At 60.7% G+C, this 25,473-nt stretch carries 18 protein-coding genes; 10 read left to right on the top strand and 8 right to left on the bottom strand.

Annotated elements, in window-relative coordinates; all coding sequences use genetic code 11:
• Nucleotides 1-24: 24 nt before the first annotated feature.
• From KB449_RS29630 to KB449_RS29620, 3 genes are all read right to left on the bottom strand, one after another.
• Nucleotides 25-1,320 (bottom strand): MFS transporter, encoded by a 1,296-nt coding sequence (locus KB449_RS29630; protein ID WP_282911796.1) that lies wholly within the window; start codon nucleotides 1,318-1,320, stop codon nucleotides 25-27.
• Between the two features lie 135 nt (nucleotides 1,321-1,455).
• Nucleotides 1,456-2,232 carry a glycosyltransferase family 2 protein gene (locus KB449_RS29625; protein ID WP_282911795.1) on the bottom strand — a complete coding sequence of 259 codons (777 nt, stop codon included), beginning with the start codon at nucleotides 2,230-2,232 and terminating at the stop codon, nucleotides 1,456-1,458.
• The gene (locus tag KB449_RS29620) at nucleotides 2,232-2,969 is read right to left on the bottom strand and encodes a glycosyltransferase family 2 protein (RefSeq protein WP_282911794.1); all 738 of its coding nucleotides are present in this window, start codon (nucleotides 2,967-2,969) and stop codon (nucleotides 2,232-2,234) included. The genes KB449_RS29625 and KB449_RS29620 overlap by 1 nt, the downstream gene beginning before the upstream one ends.
• A gap of 346 nt (nucleotides 2,970-3,315) precedes the next feature.
• Between KB449_RS29620 and KB449_RS29615 the strand changes: the two genes are divergently transcribed.
• From KB449_RS29615 to KB449_RS29585, 7 genes are all read left to right on the top strand, one after another.
• Nucleotides 3,316-4,953 carry an extracellular solute-binding protein gene (locus KB449_RS29615; RefSeq protein WP_282911793.1) on the top strand — a complete coding sequence of 546 codons (1,638 nt, stop codon included), beginning with the start codon at nucleotides 3,316-3,318 and terminating at the stop codon, nucleotides 4,951-4,953.
• 93 nt (nucleotides 4,954-5,046) lie between these two features.
• Entirely contained in the window at nucleotides 5,047-5,952 is a 906-nt protein-coding gene (locus KB449_RS29610; protein ID WP_282911792.1) for an ABC transporter permease, read from the top strand.
• The gene (locus tag KB449_RS29605; RefSeq protein WP_282911791.1) at nucleotides 5,946-6,809 is read left to right on the top strand and encodes a carbohydrate ABC transporter permease; all 864 of its coding nucleotides are present in this window, start codon (nucleotides 5,946-5,948) and stop codon (nucleotides 6,807-6,809) included. The genes KB449_RS29610 and KB449_RS29605 overlap by 7 nt, the downstream gene beginning before the upstream one ends.
• A gap of 48 nt (nucleotides 6,810-6,857) precedes the next feature.
• Nucleotides 6,858-9,119, top strand: a complete 2,262-nt coding sequence (locus KB449_RS29600) for a helix-turn-helix domain-containing protein (protein WP_282911790.1) — start codon at nucleotides 6,858-6,860, stop codon at nucleotides 9,117-9,119.
• 81 nt (nucleotides 9,120-9,200) lie between these two features.
• Nucleotides 9,201-10,202, top strand: a complete 1,002-nt coding sequence (locus KB449_RS29595; RefSeq protein ID WP_282912938.1) for a zinc-dependent alcohol dehydrogenase — start codon at nucleotides 9,201-9,203, stop codon at nucleotides 10,200-10,202.
• 142 nt (nucleotides 10,203-10,344) lie between these two features.
• The gene (locus KB449_RS29590; protein WP_282911789.1) at nucleotides 10,345-11,280 is read left to right on the top strand and encodes an AraC family transcriptional regulator; all 936 of its coding nucleotides are present in this window, start codon (nucleotides 10,345-10,347) and stop codon (nucleotides 11,278-11,280) included.
• Between the two features lie 136 nt (nucleotides 11,281-11,416).
• Complete coding sequence (locus KB449_RS29585) at nucleotides 11,417-13,756, top strand: alpha-L-rhamnosidase-related protein (protein WP_282911788.1); 2,340 nt, start codon at nucleotides 11,417-11,419, stop codon at nucleotides 13,754-13,756.
• A 211-nt stretch (nucleotides 13,757-13,967) separates the two neighbouring features.
• Here KB449_RS29585 and KB449_RS29580 read toward each other — a convergent pair whose 3' ends face one another.
• The 4 genes from KB449_RS29580 to KB449_RS29565 form a co-directional block, all read right to left on the bottom strand.
• The gene (locus KB449_RS29580; RefSeq protein WP_282911787.1) at nucleotides 13,968-14,978 is read right to left on the bottom strand and encodes a Gfo/Idh/MocA family protein; all 1,011 of its coding nucleotides are present in this window, start codon (nucleotides 14,976-14,978) and stop codon (nucleotides 13,968-13,970) included.
• A 42-nt stretch (nucleotides 14,979-15,020) separates the two neighbouring features.
• The gene (locus tag KB449_RS29575; RefSeq protein WP_282911786.1) at nucleotides 15,021-16,577 is read right to left on the bottom strand and encodes an extracellular solute-binding protein; all 1,557 of its coding nucleotides are present in this window, start codon (nucleotides 16,575-16,577) and stop codon (nucleotides 15,021-15,023) included.
• Nucleotides 16,578-16,689: 112 nt separating this feature from the next.
• Nucleotides 16,690-17,556: a carbohydrate ABC transporter permease gene (locus tag KB449_RS29570; RefSeq protein ID WP_282911785.1), complete on the bottom strand. Its 867-nt coding sequence runs from the start codon at nucleotides 17,554-17,556 to the stop codon at nucleotides 16,690-16,692.
• Between the two features lie 14 nt (nucleotides 17,557-17,570).
• Nucleotides 17,571-18,530 carry an ABC transporter permease gene (locus KB449_RS29565; protein ID WP_282911784.1) on the bottom strand — a complete coding sequence of 320 codons (960 nt, stop codon included), beginning with the start codon at nucleotides 18,528-18,530 and terminating at the stop codon, nucleotides 17,571-17,573.
• Between the two features lie 312 nt (nucleotides 18,531-18,842).
• Between KB449_RS29565 and KB449_RS36635 the strand changes: the two genes are divergently transcribed.
• The gene (locus KB449_RS36635; protein WP_282911783.1) at nucleotides 18,843-21,047 is read left to right on the top strand and encodes a helix-turn-helix transcriptional regulator; all 2,205 of its coding nucleotides are present in this window, start codon (nucleotides 18,843-18,845) and stop codon (nucleotides 21,045-21,047) included.
• A 28-nt stretch (nucleotides 21,048-21,075) separates the two neighbouring features.
• Nucleotides 21,076-23,415 carry a DUF4838 domain-containing protein gene (locus KB449_RS29555; protein WP_282911782.1) on the top strand — a complete coding sequence of 780 codons (2,340 nt, stop codon included), beginning with the start codon at nucleotides 21,076-21,078 and terminating at the stop codon, nucleotides 23,413-23,415.
• On the opposite strand, the gene KB449_RS29550 is transcribed toward KB449_RS29555, so the two are convergent.
• Nucleotides 23,377-24,153, bottom strand: coding sequence for a hypothetical protein (locus KB449_RS29550; RefSeq protein ID WP_282911781.1), 777 nt, complete (start codon nucleotides 24,151-24,153; stop codon nucleotides 23,377-23,379). The genes KB449_RS29555 and KB449_RS29550 overlap by 39 nt on opposite strands.
• A 173-nt stretch (nucleotides 24,154-24,326) precedes the next feature.
• Between KB449_RS29550 and KB449_RS29545 the strand changes: the two genes are divergently transcribed.
• Entirely contained in the window at nucleotides 24,327-25,385 is a 1,059-nt protein-coding gene (locus KB449_RS29545; RefSeq protein WP_282911780.1) for a tripartite tricarboxylate transporter substrate binding protein, read from the top strand.
• Nucleotides 25,386-25,473: the final 88 nt, after the last annotated feature.

Here is a 25,473-nt window from a genome sequence, read left to right as displayed (position 1 = left end):
GTGATTTGCTTCGTGGGGCTGAGACTACGCATCGAAAGAACGAGACGCTTGGCGCCGCGGGCCTCGGCGATACCAGAGCATCACGGGAAGCAGCAGCAGAGCCAGCGCGCCGCCCGCGAGCGAGAGCGCGGCGAAGCTCGACAGGGCGACGACAGCGCCGGACAGGGCGCCGCCGGCCGCGCCCGCGAGCGAGATAAGTACGTCGACGGTGCCCTGCGTCTTGGCGCGCGTGCCGAGGGTCGTCGCGTCGACGATAACGGCCGTGCCGCTGATGAGGCCGAAGTTCCAGCCGAGGCCGAGCAGCACCAGGCCGAAGATCATCCAGGCCGACGAGTCGCCCGGCGCGAATGCGGTGACGAGCGCGGCGCAGAGCAGGGTCGCCGCTCCGGCGCAGGACATCGCGATGCGCCCGATCTTGTCCACGAGCACGCCGGTCACGAGCGAAGGGAGGAACATCGCGGCGATATGCGCGCCGATCGTCAATCCCACCATGTCGAGGCTGTGGCCGTGGTGCTTCATGTGGAGCGGCGTCATCGTCATGACGGCGGTCATGACGATCTGGGTGATCAGCATGACCGACGCGCCGACGACGATACCGCGGTTGCCGGATCGCACGGGCGCATCGGGGACGGAGCCCCCAACCTTGTTACCGGCATTGCCAGCAGCAGGCATATCGGCAGAAGCACCAGCAGCGCTCGCCTTGGCGACGAGGAACGGATCCGGGCGCAGCAGGATCGCGAACACGAGACCAGCCAGCGCGAACGCCGCCGCGGCCAGCATGAACGGCCCGGCGAGTGCCGGTAAGCCCCAGTCGGACGCGAGCCTGCCCATCGGCGAGACCAGGTTCGGCCCGGCCACGGCGCCGAATGTCGTCGTGACCATCGCGATGCTGACCGCGCGGGCCCGCTGATGCGGTTCGGCCAGGTCCGTGCCGGCGTAGCGCGCTTGCAGGTTGGTGGAGGTGCCCGCGCCGTACACCAGCATCGCCAGCAGCAGCAGCGGCAAGCTGTCCCAGGCCGCCGCCGCGACGACGCCCAGGGCGCCGACCGCGCCTGCGAGGAAGCCGGCCGTCAGCCCGGCCCGCCGGCCCAGCCGCTGGGTGAGGCGGCCGACCGCGAAGGCCGACAGCGCCGAGCCCAGCGTGAACAGCGTCGTCGACAGCCCGGCTAGGCCGTCCGAGCCCGTCATGTCCTGCGCCAGCAAGGCGCCGACGGTGATGCCCGACGCGAGCCCCGCGCCGCCGAACAGCTGCGCGATCACGACGATGACGAGCGTCCGTTTGTGGATGGCGCGCCGCTGCGCCTGCGTGTATGTATGCATTCAAACCTCCGAAGGTGAGTCGTCCTTTTCTTTGCGCCTTTGCGTAAACGCGAATATGCGCATATGAAATCATACTATGAATCGGTGCCGGGCGTCAGGCGAATTTTGCGCGGAAAAAAGGTTCGCCCGCCTCGGCTAGCTTCGGCAGACGAACCTTCGTATGTTCTTCACGCGCAGAACCTTGGCGTGCCGGGTCATCAGGCGCTTGTCGCTGACGACCCAGGTATGGTCCCGCGACCCGGGCCTGCGCATGGCGATAAAATCGCAGGGGCTTCCCGCATAGACCGTGAAACCGGTCGCCCTGGCGTCGGCGCAAAACTTGACGCACTCGCCGCGGTTCAGGTCGCGGAAGGAGACCCGGTCGAGCACCTGCCGGCGGACGAGCAGCGTCGCGCCCTGAACTTGGTCGACGTACCGGTTCGCCCTGTCGTAGTACCGGTGCAGAAGCAGCTTGCTGCCGGTCAGATACATGTAGTGCGCGCGCTTGCCGACGATGTCTGCGCCGGTCGCGCGCAATATCCGCACACTCTCCGACAAGTACCCCGGTCCGTAATAATCGTCGTCGTCGAACTTCGCGACGAGCGGATGACGCGCCATCCGCACGCCGACGTTCAGGCAGCGGCCGAGCGACGCGCTCGCCGGCATCGCGAAGACGCGTACGCTGCCGTATGGTACAGCGGCCTTCGCGTACGCATCCAGCCGCTGATCCGCTCCGTTCAGGATCACGATCAACTCCTTGGCCGCATAGCGCTGCCTGCCGTAGTTGCGCAGCAGCGCCTCCATATACGCGGGCCGATTGGTGCAGGCCACGACGGACACCGCGAGTGGGCCGGAAGCCCGCCTGCTCTCCGATCCTCCGCTGCGCCCCGATCGCCCTTCCTCCGTCGCTGCGCGCCATTCCCCCCGCGACATTACCGGCCGCTCCGCGGTTTTCTGCGCACGTAGCGCTTGTAGTCGGTCACGTTCGGAATCGTCCGGTTATGCGCGAGGAGCTCCCGGTCCCCGATGATCCACGTGTGATTCGCCGAGTTCTTCCTGCGGACGGCGACGAAGTTGAACCGGCCTCCCGAATAGACCCTGTAGCCCTGCCGCCTGCTGAGATCGCAGAACAGGTCGTCCTCGCCGACGCTGCGGTCGGGGAAGCGAGCCCGCTCGAACACGCGCTTGCGGAAGACGAGCGTGGCGCCCGGCAGCCTGCCGACAGGCTTGTTCTCGTCGCGGCCGAAACGAAGGATCAGCTTCCTTGCCCCTCGCAGGTACATATAGTGCGCGCGCTTCCCGACGACATCGGCTTTGAAGGCGCGAAGCGCCCGCAGACTGTCGGTCAGATAGTAGGGCGCGTAATAATCGTCGTCGTCGAACTTGGCGATGCGGCCGTAGCGCGCCTTGCCGACGGCAAAGTTGAGGCAGGCGCCGAGCGAACGATGCTCCGGCATGCGATAGATTCTCACGTTGCGATGCTTGCCCGCCATCCGCCGGTATGGCGCGAGCGGAATACGGTCGTTGTTGACGACGACGACCAGTTCTTTCACCGCATGCGTTTGCCGAGCATAATTGCGGAACAGGTTGTCCAGGTAATCGCGGCGGTTCGTGCAGGCAATCACGGTTACCCCATGTCGTTCGTGCGCGTCTAGCAAGCCGGTTGCCACGCTGGATCGCTCCCCCTTGTCCGCGAAGATCGAGATGTCGTTATAATTTATGAGAGCGGACGGCAAGCGCAACGGCTGATTCGAAAATACAGCATGCGCACAGAACGGCGCCCGCGATTCGGCCGCGCGCGTCGGGAAATTCGTCCGATTGTTTACGGTTTTCTACGACTTTAGCATTTTCCACATGGGCAAAACCCTTGCCAGTCTTGGTGTTAAGCGCTTTCCAAGACGCGGGGTCCGGAAAATATCCGCCTCGGTCAAAACGCTGAATTTACGAGCTCGGGATCGTCTCGTAGGATGGGGATTGCAAGGCAGCCTCACAAACCAATCTTGGGGAGGAAAGAAAATGGTCATAAAACGGATAAGCGGCGGCGTCGTTCTGGCGCTGACCGTCACGGCGCTGGCCGCCTGCGGCGGCAACAACGGAAACAACGGGGCGACGGGTTCCCCCACGGCAAGCGCTCAAGCTGCAAGCTCGCAGGCTGCGGGCGCTTCGGCAAGCAGCGCAGCAAGCGCATCTGCCGACTACGGGGATACGGGCGGGCTCAAGCTGCCGCTCGTCGACAAGCCGACGACGATCAATTGGATGCTGGTCGGCGATTCGCCTCCGAACGACAAGATGATCGTCAAGGAGATCGAGAAGCGCACGGGCATCACCGTTAATTTTCAGACCTACGCGTCCTCTACCTACCAAGACAAGCTGAAGGTGACCGTCGCTTCCGGCAAGCTGCCCGATATTTTCCACGGCCTGACGGCGGCCGAGCTCAAGAAGCTGGGCAAGCAAGGCGCGGTCGTCCCGATCAACGACTATGCCGACATGCTGCCGAACTTCAAGAAACTCTATATGGAGGAGAACGACTGGGTCGTCAAGTCCTACGGCGACGAGAGCGGCAAGATGTACACCTGGCCGATCTACGATATGAACCGGGCGGTCAACCACGGCTTCCTGTACCGCAAGGATATCTTCGAGAAAAACGGCATTCCGGAGTGGACCGATACGGAGGGCTTCTACCAGGCGCTGAAAAAGCTGAAGCAAATCTACCCGGATTCGTACCCGTACGCGTCCAAGAGCACCGTCAATATCTTCAAGGACTTCGCGTACGGCTGGGGCATCGGCGGCGCGAACTATCCGGTCTACTACGACGAGGCGGCCAAGACGTGGAAGTTCGCCTCCACGCAGCCGGAGAGCAAGGCCATGCTGGACTTTATGAAAAAGCTGTATAACGAAAAGCTGCTCGACCCCGAATTCATCACCGATACGCAGGACTCCTGGACGTCCAAGATGACGTCGGGCAAGTCGTTCGTCACCTTCGACTGGATCGGACGCCTCGACCTCTTCTACAACCAGGTCAAGGACGCGAACCCTGGATACGACTTGCGCTACGGCAATCCCGTCGGGCCGACCGGTCACGTCCGGTCGCTGCCGAAGATCGAAGCGGGCTGGTCGATCACGGTCGCGAACAACGCGAATAAGGAAGCTTCGCTCAAGCTGCTCGACTATTTGACCAGTCCGTCCGGCGCGGCGCTGATGACGCTCGGCGTCGAGGGCGAGACGTTCAACTTCGACGCGAACGGCAAGCCGGTGTACCCGGAGCTGGCCAATGAGCCGGCCGTCGACATCAAGGTGCTCGAGAACAAGTACGGCATGTGGCTCGAAGGCGCGTACTTGCGGCCGGACCACCGGAGCGTGTACTTCAACTACACGGAGAAGGAGCAGGAGGCGCAGGACAAGATTACGAACGGGAACAAGTTCGAACCGCTGGACCCCGTCCTGAACTTCACCGACGACGAGACCGCGACGATCGCCGAGCTGCAGACTTCGCTGCAGAAGGCGGCCGAGGAGTTCAACACCCGCTACGTGCTCGACAAGAAATACGGCGACGCCGAGTGGGAAGCGTGGAAGACTAACGCCGACAAGCTGGGCGCGGCCAAGCTCGCCAAGATTTTCAACGATGCGCAGCAGCGCTTCGACAGCGCCAAATAACGCCGAATCAGGCTGCGTCACACCCGGCATCGCGGGGGACGGCGCGCGGGACGACCTTCCCGCGCCCATCCTTCGCCGACAGGAGGGAACCTCATGCGAACGTTGCTCCGCAAAATCGCGCGCGACAGACAACTGCTCATCCTCTTTATTCCGTGCATCGTCTTTTACGCTCTTTTCCGATACGGGCCGCTGTACGGCCTGATCATCGCTTTCAAGGATTACAGCGTGTATACGGGCATTCTGGACAGTCCCTGGGTCGGCTTCAAGCACTTCGAGCGCTTCTTCTCCGGCCCGGACTTCTTCCTTTTGCTCCGCAACACGTTTTTGCTCGGCTTCTTCGCTCTGATATGCTCGTTCCCGTTCCCGATTCTGCTGGCGATTCTGCTGAACGAGGTTCGGGTCCGCTGGTTCAAGAAGTTCGTTCAGACGGCCAGCTACCTGCCGACCTTCCTGTCCGTCGTCATCATCAGCAGCATGATCATCGATTTTCTGTCCCCGAACAACGGCATCGTGAACAAGCTGCTGAACCTGATGGGCTTCGAGTCCAAGTACTTCCTGATCGACCCGGCCTGGTTCCGCCCGATCTACGTACTCTCGGACATCTGGGCCAATACGGGCTACGAAGCGATCATCTTCCTGGCGGCGATTGCCGGGATCAATCCGACGCTGTACGAAGCGGCGCGGGTGGACGGCGCGAGCCGGCTGCGCATGATGTGGCACGTCACGCTGCCGGGCCTCCTACCGACGATCCTCGTCGTGTTCATCCTGAAGACCGGATCGATGTTCCGCGTCGGCTACGAGAAGGTGCTGCTCCTATACAATTCAATGACCTACGACGTCGCCGACGTCTTCTCGACCTTCGTGTACCGCAAGGGACTGCTCGAGTCGAACTATAGCTACGGCGCGGCAGTGGGGCTGTTCGAGGCATTGGTCGCCATGGTCATGCTGCTCGGCGCGAATCTGATCAGCAAGCGGCTGGGAGGGAAGGGACTATGGTAGGACAACGCAGATTCACGGTGTTCGGCGTCGTCAACGCGCTGATTCTGATCGCCGTCGCGATCTCCACCCTGTATCCGCTTCTTTATATCACGGCCGTGTCGGTCAGCGATACCGCCAGCGTGACGAAGGGCGAGGTGTTCCTCTGGCCGCACGGTTTCAACCTGGAGGCGTACAAGGACGTCCTGTTCGATCCGAAAATTCCGAGAGCATACCTGAACACGATCTACTATACGTTTCTGGGCACGTTCATCAATCTGCTGTTTACGTCGGTGGCGGCCTATCCGCTGTCCCAGCCGCAGTTCGTCGGACGGAAGTTCTGGATGCTCGCGATCGTGCTGACGATGTTCCTGCAGCCGGGCATCATCCCGAACTTCCTGATCGTTCAGAAGCTTGGCCTGCTGGACTCCGTATGGGCGCTCGTCATCCCCAACGCGATCTGGACGTTCGAGCTGATCATCCTGAAGAGCTTCTATGAAAATATGTCGGCGCAAATTCGCGAAGCGGCGCTGATCGACGGAGCCTCGGAGTACCGCATCCTCTTCAATATCGTGCTGCCTCTCTCCAAGCCCGCGCTCGCGTCCGTCGGCCTATTCTTTTTCATCGGCCACTGGAACAGCTTTTTTCTCCCGATGATCTATTTGAACGACCAGTGGAAATATCCGCTGCAGGTGGTGCTGAGAGGCATGCTGATCTTCCACGAAGGCAACTCGTCCTCGCTCGTCGACGCGTCCGCGCTGGCGCCGCAGGCGAAGAAAAACGCGACGATCATCCTTGCGATGATTCCGGTGCTGCTGATCTATCCGTTTGCGCAAAAGTACTTTGCCAAGGGCGTTATGCTGGGCGCGGAAAAGGGCTGATGGTAGAATAAACGGATACACCAGCGACGCGAAGGATGATGGCCTATCATGAAGCGGATCGTGACGAACCTCGGCGTTCTGCAAATTTTTTTCTCCCTGCTGCTCGTCATCGCGATTATGTTCGTATCCACTTATCTCATCTACCGCAACTCCATATCCGGCATCTACGACAAGGTCACGCAGAACAATACGCTGGTCTTCAAGTCGGTCGTCCAGTCGTTCGACGACAGCTTCCGGACGGTGGACAACATCATTCATTCCGTTCACAGCCTGCCGCCCTCGGACAATCTGATCTCGCCGGACGACGACAGCCTGGACATGACCAAGGTCTACACGCTGGTCAAAAATTTGTCCACGCTCATCTCTACGGTCGACTATATCGAGGAGGTCGTCGTCTTCTACGACGATGCGCGCCTCGCGATCACGTCCGAAGGCACGAGCGGCTTCGAGCGGTTCTTCGACGGCAAATACCGGCACGATACGTACAACGCGAGCTATTGGAAAACGTATGCGTCGACCAAGCATGCGTTCAAGATTTTTCCGGCGGACAGCTTCAAGGTGCTGGATATCAATCAGCAGCCGCAGTCCCGCAACCTGATGATCGCCTTCGGCGGCAACAAGCTCGCGACGTCCAGCAAAAACGTCATGGTCATGATCGATGTGGCGGCGCTGCTCAAGCACGTCAACCAGCAGTCGGTCATTCCGGGCGCGTCGCTCATCCTGCTGGACCAGGACCGGAACATCATCTACAGCACGGACAAGCAATGGGGACTCGTCGACGTGCTGAACGACGTCTACTTCAACGCGGACCGGGAGGCCTCGCTGACGCGCGAGAACTACGAATACAACTTCTACAAATCGGACTACAACGGATTTATTTATATCGACAAGGTGCCCTACCAGTTCCAGAATCTCAACCCGGTGACGCAGGCCAACGACTCGATCATGCTCACCGCGATCATATGCGCCGTCGCGCTGTCCGTCTTCCTCAGCATCTACCTGAATCGGCCGGTCAAGCGGATCCTCCGGTTGCTCGGGGGCGGGCACAGCAAAGGCAACGACTTCCGCAAGATTTACAGCGGGATCGTCAAGCTGCAGGCGGACAACGAATTGTATCGGGATCAGCTGGCGTTTGCCGACAAGGAGCTGCGCAGGGGCGTGTTCCTGCAGGCGCTCGACGAGAGCGCGCATGCCAAGGCGCATGACATCCAGCTGCAAACCTACTATCCGGCTTTGTTCGGAGAGCACTGCTTCGTCATGGTGCTGTTCCAGGCGAGACCGAGGCCGGATGCGGGAGAAGCGCCGCTGCCCGTCGAGACGATCGCGGACCGGCTGGAGGCGGGACTTCGGCGGGAGGGAGCGGAAGCCAGCGTCTTCCATGTGTCGCGCGCGGAATTTATCGCCGTCGTCGGCCTGTCGAAGCCGGAGGAGCGGGCGAGGCTGCTCAAGCGGCTGCGCGGGTCCATCGCGGCGGCCGAGAAGGAGGCGCTGCTCGGCTATGACCTGTGGGCTTGCGTGAGCGAGGCGTATGCCTCGGAGATTAAAAATGCAAATCGCGGCTACCGCGACGTCATGAACGGCATGCTGTACCGGGGCGTCGGAGACGCGGCGAGCGTGCTCGACGTCGAGGAGATCGAATACGTATGGAACGTCTACTTCCCGTTCGAGAAGCTCGAGAAGCTCTCGAATTACTTGCTGAACGGCAAGCTGCAGGAGAGCGTCCAGATCATCCGGGAGACGATGGGCGAGAACGCGGCGCGCAACGTCCACCGCCACCAGCTCGTTCATATCGCCAAGTCGATGCTCTTCTACATGCTCCGGTACGCCGGCAGCTCCGCGAATATGCGCGAGGAGCTGTACGCGATCGAGACCGAATTTTGCCGCCGCGCGGAGCAGACCTTCGACTATCGGGAGCTGGAGGAGGCGTTGGTCGCGGTGGCGGGCCGCTTGTCCGCTTATGGGAGAGCGGAGCCGAAGAACAAGCTGAACTCAGCCTTTATCTCGCAATACATCGAGCTGCACTACATGGAAAATCTGTACCTGGACCAGATCGCGGCGGTCATGGAGACGACGCCCAAGTACTTCTCGAACTACTTCAAGAAGACGTTCGGCGTGAACTACGTGGAGTATCTGAACAAAGTGAGGCTGTCGCACGCGCGGGACCTGCTCCGAAGCACGAGCCTGTCGATTGCCGAGATCGGGGAGAAGACGGGATATTTGAACGCATCGACGTTCACGACGACGTTCAAGAAGTATATGGGCGTGTCGCCGAGCGATTATCGCAAGCAGAACGATCAGCAGATCGTTTAGGCGCGAGGGCAACATGACGTGAGGGCAATAGAACAAGAACATCAAAACGATCGGCGAATCGCCCAAGCGGGAGGTATATCTATGCGCGCCATTGTAACGCAGAGCGGGAACATCAAGGTGATCGAGCTGGAGCGGCCGGACCCGGCGCCGGGGCATGTGCTGGTCCGCACCGAGTACTCCGCGATCAGCCCGGGCACGGAGATGGGCTTCGTGGGTCGCGCCTCGGACGAGGCCGCGGCCATCGGCTACAGCGCCGTCGGCATCGTCGAAGCGGTCGGCGAGGGCGTGGCGGACCGCCGCGTCGGCGAGCGCGTGGCCTGCTACGGCGTGCCGTACGTGCGGCACGCGGAATGGCTCGCGGTGCCGACGAACCTGACGGCCGTCGTGCCGGAAGGCGTGGCGCCGGAGGAGGCGGCCTTCGGCGGCCTGGGCGCCATCGCGATCCACGCGCTGCGGGTCGCGGACCTGCGGTTCGGCGAATCCGCGGTCGTCGTGGGGCTGGGGATTCTGGGCAATCTCGTGGCCCAGATCGCCCATGCCGCCGCTTGCCGCGCGGTCGGCTACGATCTGAACGTCGAGCGTGCCGGCGGGCTGCGGCAGCTGGGCATTGCGCACGCCTACGCGAATGCGGGCGCGCTTGAGGCCGCGCTGCCGGAGGCGACCGACGGCACGGGAGCGGACGCGGTGCTGCTTTGCGCCAGCGGGCCGGGCGAGCCGCTGATTAACAAGGCGCTCGAGTGGGTCCGCGACCGGGGCAAAGTCGTCATTGTCGGGGACCTGACGATGAGCTTCAGCCGCGGGCTCATGTTCGCCAAGGAAGCGCAGGTGCTCATCTCGCGCGCCGGCGGCCCCGGCCGGTACGACGCGTCGTACGAGCGGGACAACCGGGACTACCCGCTCGGCCACGTGCGATGGACCGAGGGGCGTAATTTGGCGGCGTACATCCGCCTGCTGGCGGAGGGGCGGATCTCCGTGCGGCCGCTTATCACGGACGTCTACCCGCTCGAGCGCGCCGCCGAGGCGTACGCGAACTACGCGGACAAGAGCACGCGGACGATCGGGACGCTGATCCGGTACGAGTAGGGCGGGTGGGGAAAGAGAGAGACTTTAGGTGCGCGATAGACTAACGAATCGGCTGCTGATTGCGCAGCGTCCGCACAGACACTGTTCCTTTACGGATGGACACGGTACAATCATCTCATTCGAGACAGACAGGAGAATGACGATGCTCCCGTTCGTGCAGTTGGCGCAATTCCGTGAAATCAGGCCCTATGTCCGGTTTGCTCACTATACGGAATATCCGATGAAGGTACCTTCGCGCTATGTGTTCGATCACGAAATGATACTGATCGAGCGCGGCCGGGGCACCGTTTTTACGGAGCTGGGCTCTTTTCCGTACGGGGAGCGTTCGCTGCTGATGATTCCGCCGGGGGTCCTTCACTCGTTCAAGGACGATCACGACGCGTCGCTCGGGCACGCGCATCGCGCGATCCATTTCGACTGGGAACCGCAAGCGGGAGACGGCCTCCTTCACATTGTCGGGGATCGGGAAGGGCCGATTTATCCGGATGAGCTTCCGAGGGAAGCGGCCAAGCTGGCCTCGCTATGGCTGCCGAATATGGTGCGGATCGACGGGGCAAGCGAGGAGACCGTTGCGCTCGTCAAGCAGGTCGTCGAAGCTTTCCGCCAAGACGGGCCGCTGCGGAAGCTGGAGCTGCAGGCCCTGTTTCTGCGGCTGCTGCTCGTCTTGTCCCGGCAGCTTCAGGACGGACACGTCGTCTGCACGCCGCTCACCGACCGGAAGATGGGCAAGCCAAGAGAGCGTTCGGATATTACGAAGTACATCTTGCGGATGCACGATGCCGTCGGACAAAGCCCCGTTACCGATGACATTTTAAACCGGTGGCAGGAGACGGTATTTTTCAGCGCGCCGCATTTTCACCGGTTATTTAAGGAGCAGACGGGCTTCACGCCTCACGATTATTTCACCAAGCTTCGGATGGAGAAGGGGGCCATGCTGCTGCTAAGCACGGATCTCCTGATCCAGGAAGTCGCATACGCTTGCGGCTATGAAGACAGCAGATATTTCAGCCGGCTTTTCCGCAAGCACGAAGGGGTCAGCCCGAATCAATATCGCCGCATTTTCCTCCGTCGGGATTGACCGTATCTCCTCGAATCAATGAAGTGAACTGAAATGAAATGATTCATTTGTCCACCTAAAATGAAAGCTGCGGCCTCCTGCGTGCTTCCGTCCGGTTGATACAATCGGCATAAGCAACGACAAGGAGGCTTCTTGCATGAAGAACATACCCTGTTTGTGGCATCCATCGCCTTCTCGCGCGCAAAACGTCTATGTCCTTTTCCAAACGGCATTGGTGCTTGAGGAAGCCGACGATTGGCAGCTGAACGTATTCGGCAGCAGCCTGTACCGCGTTTATGTAGACGGGGAGGAAATCGCGGAGGGGCCGGCGCGGTTTTCCCCCGAGCATCCGGAATACGACGTTCACGTCGTCCATATGCCCGCCGGACGCCGTATCCTGTCCGTCATCGTGCACGATTACGGGGTGCATACGCGCATTTTAATGGGAGGTATCCATCCCTTTCTGCAGTACCGGGCGACCGGGAAAAAGGGGCCGATTCGGCTGGCGTGGAGGTGCAAGGAGCTGGACGCCTTCGAGCCGATCGACCGTCGGATCAACGGACAGCTCGGCTGGATGGAAAGCTGCGATTCCAGGCTGCTGCCGGATTTGCGTCAGGCGTTCGACGGGGAAGGGTGGTCGGAGGCGCTCGAAATCGAGCATCCGCTCGGGGATGCCGCATACCGTTCCAGTACGGTTTGGGATTGCCTCCGTCTGCCGGTGGTGGCAGCCGAGATCGCGCGCGGCACGTATGCCGACCGATTCGGGTACGCGAACGACGATCCGCCGGTACGGTTCATTAGCCGGGATCTGCAGCCGCATCTGCCGGACGACGGCGTCTGGGTGCGGTTCGACCTCGGCAAGATCGGCTTGTACCGCCCGTGCATCGCGATCGATGTGCCGCGAGGGACGATCGTTGAAGCGGGCTACGCCGAATCGCTGACCGACGGGCGGGTATTTCCGGTCATCCCGCTGTCGGCCAGCACGTCCTGCCACGTCGACCGATGGATCGCCGCGGGCGGGCCGCAGCGGCTGCTCACGTTTGCGCCGCGCGGATTCCGCTTCATCGAGGTCCATGTCGCCGCCGCCCCGCCCGACGTGACTTCGCTTCAAGCGGAAGGCATGCAGCGCACCCGCTACGGCGAATCGGCCGGGACCTTCCAATGCAGCGACTCCCGGCTGAACGACGTCTGGCGCCTGGGCGTAGAGACGCTGCGCGCCTGTTCCGAGGATGCGCTGATCGATACGCCGACGAGAGAGCGGGGGCAATGGATCGGCGATGCCGCCGTCATCGGCATGGAAGTGCTCGGCGTCACCTTCGGGGATCTCGAGCTCGTTCGCCGGGGGCTGCAGCAGGCTTCCTACCGCCGCAGGCATGACGGATTGGCTGCAGGTCTCTGTCCGGGGCAGGAAGCTTATTTAACGACGTACGCACTTTATTGGATTGACGGCTGCTTCCGTTACGCCAGGCTGACCGGGGACGCCAGCCTGCTGGAGGAATGCTACGAGACGGCAGAGCGCACGATCGATTACTTTTTCGCGCACATGACGCCGCGAGGCACGCTTCCTTCCGCGGACACTTGGGACTTCATCGACTGGGGACACGCCGTCGCGCCCGGCGATATCAACGTCAGCCTGAATCTCACTCTGCTGAACACGCTGGGGCAGATGGCAGTATGGGAGCAAGCGCGGGGCTTGCACGACAAGGGGGAGAAGCGCAGGGAACAGCGTGAACAGATGGGCCGGATCGTGGCGGAGCACTATCAATCGGCGGAGGGGCTGCTGGTTAAATCGGTGCCGGCCGAGGCGCTTTATTCGCCGGAAACGAGGGAGCCCGGATATCACGCTACCGTTCTCGGCTTGCTGTATGGCTTGTTCGACGAAGAGGAGAAGCCGCGCGCGGTCGCATACATCAAGGCGCATATGCTGAGCTGCTTCCCGAACAATCCCGACGCGCCGCGGCTTGCGCACCCTTCGGCCAATCACGAGCGTCTGATCACCCCGAGCTTCTCCCACTTTTCCCTGCAGGCGTTGTGGGAGGCGGGGGAGGCAGACTTCGTATTGGAGCAATATCGGGCGTGCTGGGGGTGGATGCTGGACCAGGGCGTCACGACGCTGCTCGAGGTATTCGATACCCGCTGGAGCCATTGCCATGCGTGGTCCGCTTCGCCGACCTGGCAGCTGTCGCGGTACGCGCTTGGTCTCATCCCGGAAGAGGGGGAAGACCCTTGCCGTTACCGGCTGCGCTTTCAGCCGGGGACGCTGGCGTATGCCTCCGGCAGCGTGCCGCTGCTGGCGGAGAGGGGCATGCTCCATATCGAATGGAAACGGACCGCGCCGGGACAATGGGAATACGAGCTGCGCGCCGATCGTCCGATTCGCGTGTCGCTCGAAGGGGCGCGCGCGATCTCGCTTATGGTGCTGGACGGCGAGGAAATCGCTCCAGGTGCCCGGTTTGAAGTGCAGAACAGTCTAATGCTGAAGTTTACCGGCGCTTAATAGACGTGATTCATCTGCAAAGGCGTGTGCTTGAAAAAAAGCGCCATCCGGCTCCAGAAGGGAAGGCCGGATTGGCGCTTTATGCCGTGCAGGACGTCCGATGCAGCATCGCGCTTGGCAGGACCGGAGCGATGCAGAACAGGCATGCTGCGGACAGCCGTACGGGTATCGTGAATGCCGGTGCATGAGTGGACATGCATGAGGTCTGATCTTAAGCGCGCCCTCCGCCTACAGCCTCCTCAGCCCCGCTCTCATGCGACCGATAGACGCTCTCCAGCGTCTCGATGACCGATCGCGAATACGCGCCAGAGCACTCCGGCTCTTCGCCGGTGCGCAGGCACCGGCAGAAGTCGCGGAGCTGCAGGACGAGCGGCGCCTCCGACGCCGGCACCTCGATCGGTTCGTACGTGCCGCCTCGGCTGACATATACGCCTTCGCCTGCGACGATGCGGAGCATCCCGCCGGCGAAGATCAGCTCGGTCTCGCTCCGGGCGGCGCCGGCGTAACCGGACTGGACGATCGTGGCGGAGAAGCCGCCGGATAGCGCCAGCATCAGCATGCCGGAGCCCTCCACATTGCCGCGTCCGCCCAGATAAGTGAGGGCCGCCTTGACTCGGAGCACCCGCGAGTCCGTCAGCCACTGCAGCTTGTCGATCGAGTGGGCGCCGAGATTCATCATGATGCCGCCGCCGGCCGCCTCCCGGTCGAAAAACCAGGCGGGACGGTCCTCGCGGAAGTAGTTCACATGCCTGATATCGTGGGCCATCACCAGCTGGCCCAGCTCGCCGCCGGCGAGCCAAGACTTGGCGGCCCGATTCTCCGGCAGATAATGCTGCGTGTGCCCGACCATGATCTGTACGCCGCGCCGTTCCGCCGCTTCGATGATGCGGTCGCAGTCGGCGACCGTATTGGCCATCGGCTTTTCCAGCAGGAGATGGCAGCCGTATTCAATGCAGAGCAGCGCGGCCGAGACGTGCAGATGATGAGGCAGCGCGACGATCGCCAGCGCCGGCCGCTCCGCCTCCAGCATCGTCTCCATGCTCGCATAGGCGCGGATGCCGAATTGCGCGGCTAGCGCGTGGCGCTGCGCCTCGTTCAGCTCCACGACCGCACAGGCTTCCAGCTCCTCGACTTGGGCGAGCGCCTCCAGATGGCGAAGGCCGATCGCGCCTCCGCCGATGACGGCCGTCCTCAACGCCCTCGTTTCCCGGGTATCGTTCATGACCTTCGCCTCCCTCGGCTCACAGTAGGCGTTCATCGTCGGCTATTGATAGCTGGCTGCGCGCTCGAAGGCGGTCTTGTAGATCGCTTTGACCTTGTCGAGGCCCAGCTTCTGCGCTTCGGCCACGTATTGGTCCCATTCCGTCAACGGGCGCGAGCCCATAATGAATTTGGCGATATTTTCTTCCCGATGCTTATCGACCGCGGCGCCGACCGTGGACAGCACGTCCTGCTCTTCGTTCGTAAACGAAGGGATGATTGTGAACGGCGCGTCGTAAGGCTTGGCCTGCTCGTACGCGGCCTTCAACTCGTCGGAGGCAAGCGCCAGGTGGGCATCGAAGTCGATCCAAGTATAAGTGCCGTGCGTAGATAAACCGGTCTTTTTGCGGAAGTCGGCAATGTCGGTATATTCCGGGTTCATCTTCTTGACGCCGTTTTCGGTCGTGTAGGTCTCTCCCTCTTTGCCCCAGCTCGCCAGGTCCCGTCCCTCTTCCGAATAAAAGAAGTCGACGTACTTCATGATGGCCTCGATCTGCTTGGATTGGGAGGACACGGCCATGCCGGACTGGAGGAACGAAGTGTACGGATTGAGCTGCCGGCCGCCAGGTCCCGCCGGAGGCGCCATGAACGCCAGCGTGAAGTCCGGATTGTCCGCGCGCAGCGGCTGGTTGAAGAAGTCGATGCGGCTCAGATAGTCGAAGGTGATGAAGGCTTTGTTGGTGGACATCAGGTCCTGCCATTGCTTCGTGTCTACGGTCAGCCAGTTCGGCGGAATCAGGCCTTCTTTGGTGAACTTGTTCAGATATTCGACCATCGTCTTGTAGCCGACTTCGGTCGGACCGTATCCGACTTCCTTGGTCGCGTCGTCATAATAGAACGTGTCGCTCGTGCCGAAGTTAGGCCCCAGAATCTTGGTCAGGTTCGAATTGAGCGTCTTGCCCATCCGGAAGCTCAGCGGATAGCTGTCGGGATACTTCGCCTTCAACTGCTTGAGTACGTCGTACAACGCGTCGTATGTGGCCGGCGGCGTGAGATTGTTGGCTTTGAAAATATCCTCGCGATACATCCAGCTCATGCGGTTCGTCTCTCCAAAGCCGTCGTTCGGGAACATGTACAGCTTGCCGTCGGGAGACATGTTGGCGCGAAGCGCGTCCGGATACTGCTCCGTCCATGCCTTGAAATTAGGCATCCGGTCGACATAGTCCAGAATGTTGACGAATGCGCCTTGCTGGCCGTATTTATTGGCGTCTGTGAGGCTCAGCAGCATCGTAATGTCCGTCAACGAGCCGGAGGCGACGTTCAGCTGCACCGTTTCGGCGAGCTTGCCCGCCGGCGTCTGGACGTCGAGGGTCGCGCCGGTCGCATCCTTCAGATATTGCCAAACCGGCCACGATTTATCGTAGGGCCAGCTTGCGTTCGATTCAACGAGCATCGAAAAGGTCTTGCCGGCGGGGGAATTCGCTTCGTCCGCGCCCGAGGCGGCCGCGGATGCTCCGCTCTGCGTTTGGACGGCGGAGCCGTTGTCTTTGCTTCCTGTGCAACCGGATACGACGGCGGCGGTCAGGGTCAGGCTGAGCATCATCATGGGCCATTTTTTCATCTTCGAATTCACCCTCCATGTCTAGTGTAACCTTCGATCGCATTGCCATCTATATCGAAGCGGTTAGACCGCAACCGCGAATGGCCCGGGCCTCCCTGAGCGGTTCCTTCGATCATCCCTTGACGGAGCCGATCATCGCGCCTTTGACGAAGTACTTTTGCAGCATCGGATACAGGATCATGATCGGGATCGTGGACACCATGATGGTGGCGTACTTGAGCGATTCGTCGACGATCATCGAATCGGCGCCTACGCTCATCGACTCGCCGTTCGTATTGCCGGCCAGCACGATGTTTTGCAGCACGACCTGCAGCGGGAACAAATCGGGATTGCGCAAATACAGAAGCGGGGTGGTGAAGTTGTTCCAGATCCCGACCGCGTAGAACAACCCGATGGTGGCAAAGACGGCCTTGGACAGGGGTACGACGATGCGGACGAAAATTCCGAAGTCGTTCAGGCCGTCGATGCGTCCCGCCTCCACGAGCTCGCCGGGGAAGCCGGCGAAGAAGGTGCGCATGACGAGCAGGTTCCAGGTGCTGACCGCGCCCGGGAGCACCATCGCCCAGACGCTGTCCATGACACCGAGCGATTTGACCGCCAGGAATGTCGGGATCATCCCGCCCTGGAAGAACATCGTGAAGATGATGATCAACGTCCATCCTTTGTGGAACATCATGTCCTTGCGGGAGAGCGCGTACCCGCCGAGGGCCGTTATGACCAGCGAGACGAGCGTGCCCAGCGACACATAGATAAATGTGTTGAGGTAGGACTGGCCGATGCGGGGGTCCTTCAACACCGCTTTGTACGCGCTGAAGTCGAGCGCCTTGGGCAGCCAGGTGACTTCGCCCCGCAGGACGTAGATGCTCTTGCTCAGGGACACGGACGTCATATAAAGGAACGGATACAGCATGGTTGCGACAATCAGAATCAGGCAGACCCCGATGACGACGGATGATATGGACCATTTGCGCAGGTTCATCGTTGCTCCTCCCCCTACCATAGGCTGCTGTCGCTTAGCTTGCGGCTGATATAGTTGGCCGAGACGATAAAGACGAGGCTGACGATGCCGGTAAATACGTCGATGGCCGATGCGTAGCTGTAATTGCCGTTCGTCATCCCGACCCGGTACACGTAGGTGCTGAAGATGTCCGCAGTCGCGTACGTGGTAGGGTTGGATAGCAGATATACCTTTTCGAAGCCGATCTCGAGAATTTTCCCTACGTTCAGCAGCAGCAGGATGACGATGGCGGGGGCGATGCCCGGGAGCGTCACGCTCCACATCTTCCGCATCCGTCCCGCGCCGTCGATGCTGGCCGCCTCGTACAGCGCCGGATTGATCGACGAGAGGGCGGCGAGGTAGATAATCGTCTCCCAGCCTACGTGCTGCCAGATCTCGGAGAGGACGTAGATGGGCTTGAACCACGAGGGCTCCGTCAGGAAGTTGATCGTCCCGATGCCGAGGCCGTTGAGCATGCGATTAATCAGTCCCCCGGTCGGGGACAGGAACATCGTGATCATGCTGGCCGCGATGACATTCGAGATGAAGTGCGGCAGATACGTAGCCGTCTGTACGAATCGCTTGAACGCCATGTTCTTCAACTCGTTCAGCAGCAGCGCCAGCATGATCGGTGCAGGGAAGCCGAAGATAAGCGTATAGACGCCGAGCAGGAACGTATTGCGGAACAGCAGCCAGAAGTCGGGATTTTGAAAAAACGTGACGTAATATTTGAAGCCGACCCAATCGCTTTCCCAGATGCCTTTGTACAGGTTGTAGTTCTTGAAGGAGATCACGATGCCGAGCATCGGATAGTACTTAAATAAAATGTAGTACAGCAGGCAGGGCAGGAACATCAGCAGCAAAATCCAGCTTTTCGAAAACTTTCTTGCGAATTTGGGGCGGGTCCGGTTCAGCGTTAAGCTGCGGGCTTTGAGTTCGGATTCAAGGAGCGCCATCTTAATCCCCTTTCGATGCGTATTTATTGGGTTGCCAGGTGTGACTGTCAGATTAGCTGACGTATGCCTATGACTTTACGTCTTGGCATGCGCGATGGGAATCGCAACGTTGTCGGAAAATTGATTTAAATGCGACAAATGGCTTCAAATCTGAAAAAGTAAGCATCACCGGAAAAAACGAATATTGGTCCATATCGCGATTTGCGTTAAAATTATATAAAAATGAGCGGGAAAAGCGTCGGAATGCGCTTTCATATTGTTTGATTCAATGTCAGAAAATTTGACATAAAATGAGGGCGGGAGGATGGCGCGGTGAAAAGATTTGCGACGGACTCCATGTTCTACCGTTTGTTCGGCAGCTTTCTCCTCGTGATTTTATTGCTGGTCGTTTTCATCGGCGTCGCCTTTGTCTTCTTCCTGGATACGATCAAGGATGAAATTACGAAAAACAGCCGGCTGAATCTGAACGCGACCGTGCGCAATTACGAAGAGCACTTCGAGCAGATCCGAAGCCTTGGCCTCTCGCTGCTGTTCAACGACCAAGTATCGCTCCTGTCGAAGGATCCCGAGCTGCGCATGGATACGGCCGTGGCGGTCCGCGATCAGCTGTCTTCGAGCATCGGGAGCCCGTCCCTGTACGTGAGCAATCTCATCCTGTATATGAAGACGAACGGCTACGCGATCGAGAAGGACAGCGCGGCGAATGCCAAGCAGCTGTTCGGCAAGCTGTTCTACAGCAAGGATTATCCGTTGTCGTTCTGGCAGTCGGAGATGGGGAAAAAGTCAAGCTTCGCCGTCTATCCCGCCACGACGTACTGGCAGGACTCGCTCGGCACAGCGTCCGACAGAGGCAGCTATATCCCCATTCTCATCAAACGGGTGAACGATAGCTCCACTGCCGTTCTGGCGTTTATGAACGTTGCGCAAGCCTATCGGGACTTCTCGCTGGCTGATCAGAGTCAGCCGTTCGGAATCGTCGATGCCGGGGGCCGGATTCTGTACGCGTCGTCGTCGCTGTCCTTGCCGGAAGGGCTGCTCGCGAAGCATGATCGGGCGGGGTATGCGCTGGTGGACGGGCGGTATTATTTCTATCAAAAGGGCGGACAGTCCGGATTCACGTACGTCAGCGTCATTCCGAACGAGCGCGTGAACGAACAGCTGCTGCGCTTGACCGCCTTGCTTGCGGTGCTGCTCGCCATCGCGGTGCTGATCGGGATCGGCGTATCCGCCTGGATTAGCCGCAGGCTGAATGCGCCCGTCCGGCATCTCGCGGACTGGATCGGTTCGGTCAAGGGCGGGCCGCCCAGCAGCAGCATCCGCGAGTTCCGCTTGATCGGCGACAAGCTCAGCAGCATCCAACAGGATATGAACCGCAAGAATTCGCTGTTGAACCTGTACGCTTATGCCGACCGGATGAAGATGATCGACCGGCTGTCCGAGCATTTCCAGCCGCTGGACAAGCCGTATCGGCTGGTACTCTTTCACCTGGCGCCGGCAGACCTCGCTTCGGCGAAAAGAGAGGGCGGATTGGCGCAGGCGACCGGATTGTTCCGCGATTATATCGGCGGAAGGCTGGCTTCGTCGTATCCGGATGCCGTTACGCTGCAGCTGGAGCAGGACGAGATTCTGACCGTGCTGTACGCGGAGGAAGGGGAGGTGCCCGCACTGGAGCCGCTATTGCAGGATATCCTGAACGCGCTGGCTTCCGATAGCCGGGCACCCCTGATCACGACGGCTGTCAGTTCGGTTTACGACGCGGTCGACGATATCAGCCGGGCGTACGCGCAGGTCTCCGAGCTGGCCTTGCAGCGAAGGCTAGGCGCGGAGCCGCAGCTGATTACGGAGCGGCGGGAGCCGCCGCAGGCTTTTGCGTTCAGCCACCAGGAGGATAAGGAGTTCGATCTCAATCTCGTCGAAGGCAACGAGGAGGTCGTCCTGCCGATGCTCGGCCGCGCGCTGGCCCGGCTGCAGCGGAAGGGCGCCTATGCCTATCAGTACGAGGCGTTTGCCAGGGAACTGGTGAACCGGATCATGAAGATGCTGTTCACGCATCATATCGACCCGGGCAAGCTGTCCGGCATCGCCTCTCCTTACGAAGAGGCGAAGGTTTGCCATACGTTCGAACAGTACGCGGAGCTGCTCGAATCGCTGTTGGCGAGAGGGTGTCAGCTGGTGCGGGAAAAGAAGTCGGAGAACGACCCGATCACGAGCTTCGTCATGAAGTATATCGAGGATCACTATGCCGAGGATATCTCGCTCGACATGATGGCGGACCGGCTGAACATCACGCGGGGTTACCTGTCGACTTACTTCAAAGAGAAGAGCGGCACCAACTTTGTCGACTATGTCATGACTTACCGGATGGACAAGGCGAAGGAGATTCTGAGCCGCACCGATCTGAAGATTCAGGAGGTCGGGCAGCTCGTCGGCTATGCGAATGTTAGCACCTTCATCCGCGTCTTCAAAAAGCAGACCGGCACGACGCCAGGAGATTACAAGAAGTTGAACGCGGGCTGACCGTTATGTGAAAAGGGGGGCGCACATCATGAATGAACGATATCTGCCTGGAACGATCCGGATCTTAGCGGACGAAGGAAGCTTCGCGTCCGTACGGGCTGCAGCCGGCGCGGACAGGGAGATCGACTGGGGGGATCCCACATCGCCGGACGCGGCGGCCTGCACCGCGTGCTTTGCGGCGTTGGAGTTGGCCGGGCATCTCGCGCTGGCAGGCGAGAACGATGAGCGGAAGATAACGCTGATCGGGCACCGGGAGCTGCGAGCCCACGGCTCGGAGGAGGCTGAAGCGGCAGCTTCGCCGCGCGAGTCGGAGTCATCGGACCCTGCGGCGCTTGATGCGAAGCCATTGTCCGTATGGGTCGGCGAGCCGCCGGACGGAACCGCTGCCGCTGGAGCATGGAAGGCTTGGCTGCTCAAGAATAAGGCGGCTTGGGATGGGCTCTCCGATGAAGGCTATGCCGTGATCACGAATGAGTTGGACGGCAGCGTGAGCTGGATCGTATCCGGCAAAAGTCGGAGCGGGGTGCTCTACGGCGCGTATGCTTTGCTGGAGGCGCTCGGCTTCCGCTGGTTCGGGCTCGGGCGCCAGGGCATGCACGTTCCGGCTGCGAAGGCGCTTGCGCCGCGGCACATCGAGCTGCTGGATGCGCCGCGATTCGAGACGCGCGGCGTATACAGCGAGCATATCGACGACGGAAATTCCGAGCTGCTCGACTGGCTGGGCCGCAGTCGTATTAATTTTGCATCCCTTGACCGGATTCGCGACCCCTCTGCGCTCAAAAAGAGGGGTATTCGCATTTGCATGGGCGGCCATAACATTTTGAACCGCTTCCTGAATCCCCATGCGGATTACCCGTACGCGCATTCGCTGCTGGGCGGCGAGGACCGGCCGCGGGATCCGTACCCGGTCAGCGAAGCGCTGGATCGCGGATGCGCAGCGGAGCTGCGGGCAGCCGGCCGAACGGCGACGTATGCGGACGCGCATCCGGATTGGTACGGCCTCGTGAACGGCCGCCGCAGCTTCGATGTCGGTCAGGGCGACCGCGAGGGCTATGGCGATAACTTTTGCACGACGCACCCTGATGCTGTGAGCGAGCTGTGCATGCGGTTGACCGACGACCTGATCGGCGGACAATGGCGGCATGCGGACGTCCTTAACTTCTGGATGCTGGACAACGGCACCTGGTGCCAGTGCCCGCGCTGCGTGGAGACGGGGAACCTGTCATACCGGATGATCCTGCTCGTCCACACGTTAAGGGGCCATCTGGACCGGGCGGCGGCCGAAGGCCGTCTGAAGCGCCGAATTGAGATCATCTTCCCGATCTACCACGAGACGCTCCCGGCGCCGGACCGCGCGCTGCCGGCGGAATTCGATTACGGCAGCTGCTTCCCGACCTTTTTTCCGATCGAACGCTGCTTTCTGCACGCGCTCGACGATGCGGCTTGCACAGAGACGAACCAAGAACTTATGGCTAATTTCCTCCCCTGGACGACGGAGAAGGATCGGCACTACAAGGGCAATATCTTTGTCGGCGAGTATTATAACGTCGGGTCCTTCGCCGGCTGCCCCATCCCTTTCTTGTCGATCATGAAGCACGATATTCCCTTTTACTATCGATCCGGCGTGCGGCATTTCCACTATATGCACCTCACGGACCGACATTGGGGCACGCTCTCGCTCACGAATTACCAGCTCTACCGCATGCTATGGAACCCGGGGCTGGACGCGGATGGGCTCACGGAGGAATACTATCGTCTCCGCTACGGCGCATCGGCTGTTCTGGCTCGAGCGTTTTACGAAAAGCTGGAGGAAGCGATGCGCAACAGCAAGTACCTCAAGCATTATCAGTACTCGCAGGGCATCCGGCACTCGCTCACCGGTTATTTGCGCGAGGAGGCGGACGAGCTCTTTCCGCTCGCCCACATGCAATACGATCACCGCGCCTCCGGCGGCAACGCCGGCATTAGCCTGACCGATACCGTCGAGCTGCTGTACCTTTGCCGCCGCCTCGTCGACAAGGCCATCGATGAAGCGGAGGAGCCGCAGGTCGCCGCGCGGCTGCTCGAGGACGAGCTGCGCTTCTCGTACCTGGAGGACATGGTGCAGTACATCTACGGGCTTGTGCGCATACACCGGTTCCGCCGGGTCGGAGATCATACGCGGGCACGCAGGGTCTTCGAGCGGGTCCGCCGCTACGCGGAGGCGCTGGAGCGCAACACGACGGCCGTCTCGCCGAGTACGCGCTTCGATCTGTACGACAACGGGCTGAAGGCCAGTTGGTGCGAGAAGGCTTATGAGCGATATAAGGCGGAGTATGAAGAAAGGGCGTCACTCGGCCGTAAAGGCGTAGGAGCCGAGCGTGAATGAACCTGCTTCGTAACGGATTGCAGCCGTAATATTGCCGATATATTGGGGCTCCGCAAGGCCGTCGATTACAAGGCCGACCGCGGCCCGCAGGCTCAGTCCCGTGTCTGCTGCATTAAAATAGACAACGGCGCCGTACCCCAGTTTCTCCTCGATCGCTTCGGCGCCATACGCATCGACGAACGCGCTTATATCAACCTCATACTTTTTATCCCCGGCCGCGATGCGTCCGAGCCACTTGCCCGCCTGTTCCGTTTTCTCGAACGAGAGCGCATCCCCCAGCTGTGCCAGGTAATCCTCCTCCTGAAATACATGGTCGGCAAATGGCCGCTCGCCTGCGCCGTTCGTTCCCGTCAACTCCACGACATGGAGCTCGTCCAGGAGCAAGCCCGTCCCCGAGCCCAGCTCCAGCACGGCCGCCAGCTCGTCGTCGCCGTCGTGATCGTAGTCGGCGATCTCCAGCGCCGGCATCACGCCCCGGACGGTCGAGTACCTCCAATCCATCGTCTGCCGCGTATCTCCGACGGCGAGAATCGCGGTTTTTGCCGTGTCCGGATATAGGTAGACGTCCTTGTCGGGTATGGAGGCGACCGGTGTCATGCCAGCGGTCTTATTTTCAGGCGGCTCGCTCGTCGGATCTCGCCCGGGCGCCTCGGCCGTCGAGCATGCGGATAGAAGCGTCAGGATCGCAGCGGCGCTGCCCAAGCCCTTCCAGCTCTTCTTATATTCAAGTCTAGCCAATCGCTTCCCCTCCTGGGCGTTTTCAATATAGACGGCGAGAGGCGGTTACGGGTTCAGGCGATTCACTTTTTTCGATATTTGCTATTCGTTATTTCATCTTTACATCGTCTGAGGTCGCCATCTATAATCTGATTAATCCGAGTAACTTACATGGATAATTGGAGGGGACCTAGATGAAAAAGAAATTCCGATTCGCCGCCCTTGGCGCGGCTCTCTTGTTAACGACGGTGCTGGGCGCCTGCGGTAACAACAACAATAATGCGGCAGGCGGTGCATCGAGCGAAGCGGCACCGCCCAGCAGCGCGCCGGCTTCCGCCAGCGCAAGTGCAAGTTCTTCTTCCGGAGGCACCGACTACCCGACCAAGACCATTCAAATTTACGTACCGTTCTCCGCGGGCGGCGCGTCGGACCTGGCGGTCCGGGCGCTCCAGCCGAAGCTCGAGTCCGTGCTCGGACAGAAGGTCGAAGTCATCGACAAGCCGGGCGGCGCCGGCGCGCTCTCGATGAACGAAGTGCTCAAGGCCAAGCCTGACGGCTACACCGTGGGCTTCGTAACGGTCGGCCCCGGCATCATCACGCCGCTGTCGTCCGACGTCGGCTACACGACAGCCGACTTCGACGCGGTAGGCGGTTTCATGGACAACCCGTACGCGCTCGCCGTATCGGCGTCCAGCTCCTATAAGACGCTGCAGGAGCTGGCCGATGCGATCAAGGCCAAGCCGAACACGATCAAGATCGGCACGACCGGCCCGTCTTCGCCGTCCTTCATCGGCCTCGAGCAGTTCGCCAAGACGCAGGACCTCAAGCTCCAGCTCGTGCCGTTCAACGGCGGCGTCGACGCGGTCAACGCGCTGCTCGGCGGCAACGTGGACGCGATCGTCAACGTCGACTCGGAAATTCTGTCGTACGTGAAGGACAACAAGTTCCGTCCGCTCGCCATCGTGACCAAGAAGCGCTCCGCGATTCTGCCGGACGTGCAAACGTCGGACGAGCAGAACCTCAGCGGCCTCACGTTCGCGCCGCCTCCGGGCGGGCTGTTCGTACCGAAGGGCACGCCGGCCGACGTCGTCGCCAAGCTCGAGGACGCCCTCAAGCAAGCGACCGCCGACGCCGACGTGAAGAAGAGCTTCGACAACATTTTCATCGAGCCGATCTTCACGCCGGCCGCCGACTTCCGCAAAGCCTACGACGACGCGCTAGGCTATTACCAGGAAAATCTGAAGAAGTCCTGATTCCTCATTTAAAACTCATAAAGGCAGCGATGCCGAGCGCCAAGCGGACCAACCGCGCGCGCTCGGCCTTCCTGCCTGGAAAAGGGTG

Origin of the sequence: Cohnella hashimotonis (assembly GCF_030014955.1) — a bacterium.
Taxonomy (GTDB): Bacteria; Bacillota; Bacilli; order Paenibacillales; family Paenibacillaceae; genus Cohnella; species Cohnella hashimotonis.
This window is presented reverse-complemented; position numbering and strand designations above follow the sequence as displayed.

Bases quoted from the DNA above. Each gene is read 5' to 3' on its own strand.
- KB449_RS29630 (WP_282911796.1), bottom strand. From the start codon at position 1,320: ATGCATACATACACGCAGGCGCAGCGGCGCGCCATCCACAAACGGACG.
- KB449_RS29625 (WP_282911795.1), bottom strand. From the start codon at position 2,232: ATGTCGCGGGGGGAATGGCGCGCAGCGACGGAGGAAGGGCGATCGGGG.
- KB449_RS29615 (WP_282911793.1), top strand. From the start codon at position 3,316: ATGGTCATAAAACGGATAAGCGGCGGCGTCGTTCTGGCGCTGACCGTC.
- KB449_RS29610 (WP_282911792.1), top strand. From the start codon at position 5,047: ATGCGAACGTTGCTCCGCAAAATCGCGCGCGACAGACAACTGCTCATC.
- KB449_RS29605 (WP_282911791.1), top strand. From the start codon at position 5,946: ATGGTAGGACAACGCAGATTCACGGTGTTCGGCGTCGTCAACGCGCTG.
- KB449_RS29600 (WP_282911790.1), top strand. From the start codon at position 6,858: ATGAAGCGGATCGTGACGAACCTCGGCGTTCTGCAAATTTTTTTCTCC.
- KB449_RS29595 (WP_282912938.1), top strand. From the start codon at position 9,201: ATGCGCGCCATTGTAACGCAGAGCGGGAACATCAAGGTGATCGAGCTG.
- KB449_RS29590 (WP_282911789.1), top strand. From the start codon at position 10,345: ATGCTCCCGTTCGTGCAGTTGGCGCAATTCCGTGAAATCAGGCCCTAT.
- KB449_RS29585 (WP_282911788.1), top strand. From the start codon at position 11,417: ATGAAGAACATACCCTGTTTGTGGCATCCATCGCCTTCTCGCGCGCAA.
- KB449_RS29580 (WP_282911787.1), bottom strand. From the start codon at position 14,978: ATGAACGATACCCGGGAAACGAGGGCGTTGAGGACGGCCGTCATCGGC.
- KB449_RS29575 (WP_282911786.1), bottom strand. From the start codon at position 16,577: ATGAAAAAATGGCCCATGATGATGCTCAGCCTGACCCTGACCGCCGCC.
- KB449_RS29570 (WP_282911785.1), bottom strand. From the start codon at position 17,556: ATGAACCTGCGCAAATGGTCCATATCATCCGTCGTCATCGGGGTCTGC.
- KB449_RS29565 (WP_282911784.1), bottom strand. From the start codon at position 18,530: ATGGCGCTCCTTGAATCCGAACTCAAAGCCCGCAGCTTAACGCTGAAC.
- KB449_RS29555 (WP_282911782.1), top strand. From the start codon at position 21,076: ATGAATGAACGATATCTGCCTGGAACGATCCGGATCTTAGCGGACGAA.
- KB449_RS29545 (WP_282911780.1), top strand. From the start codon at position 24,327: ATGAAAAAGAAATTCCGATTCGCCGCCCTTGGCGCGGCTCTCTTGTTA.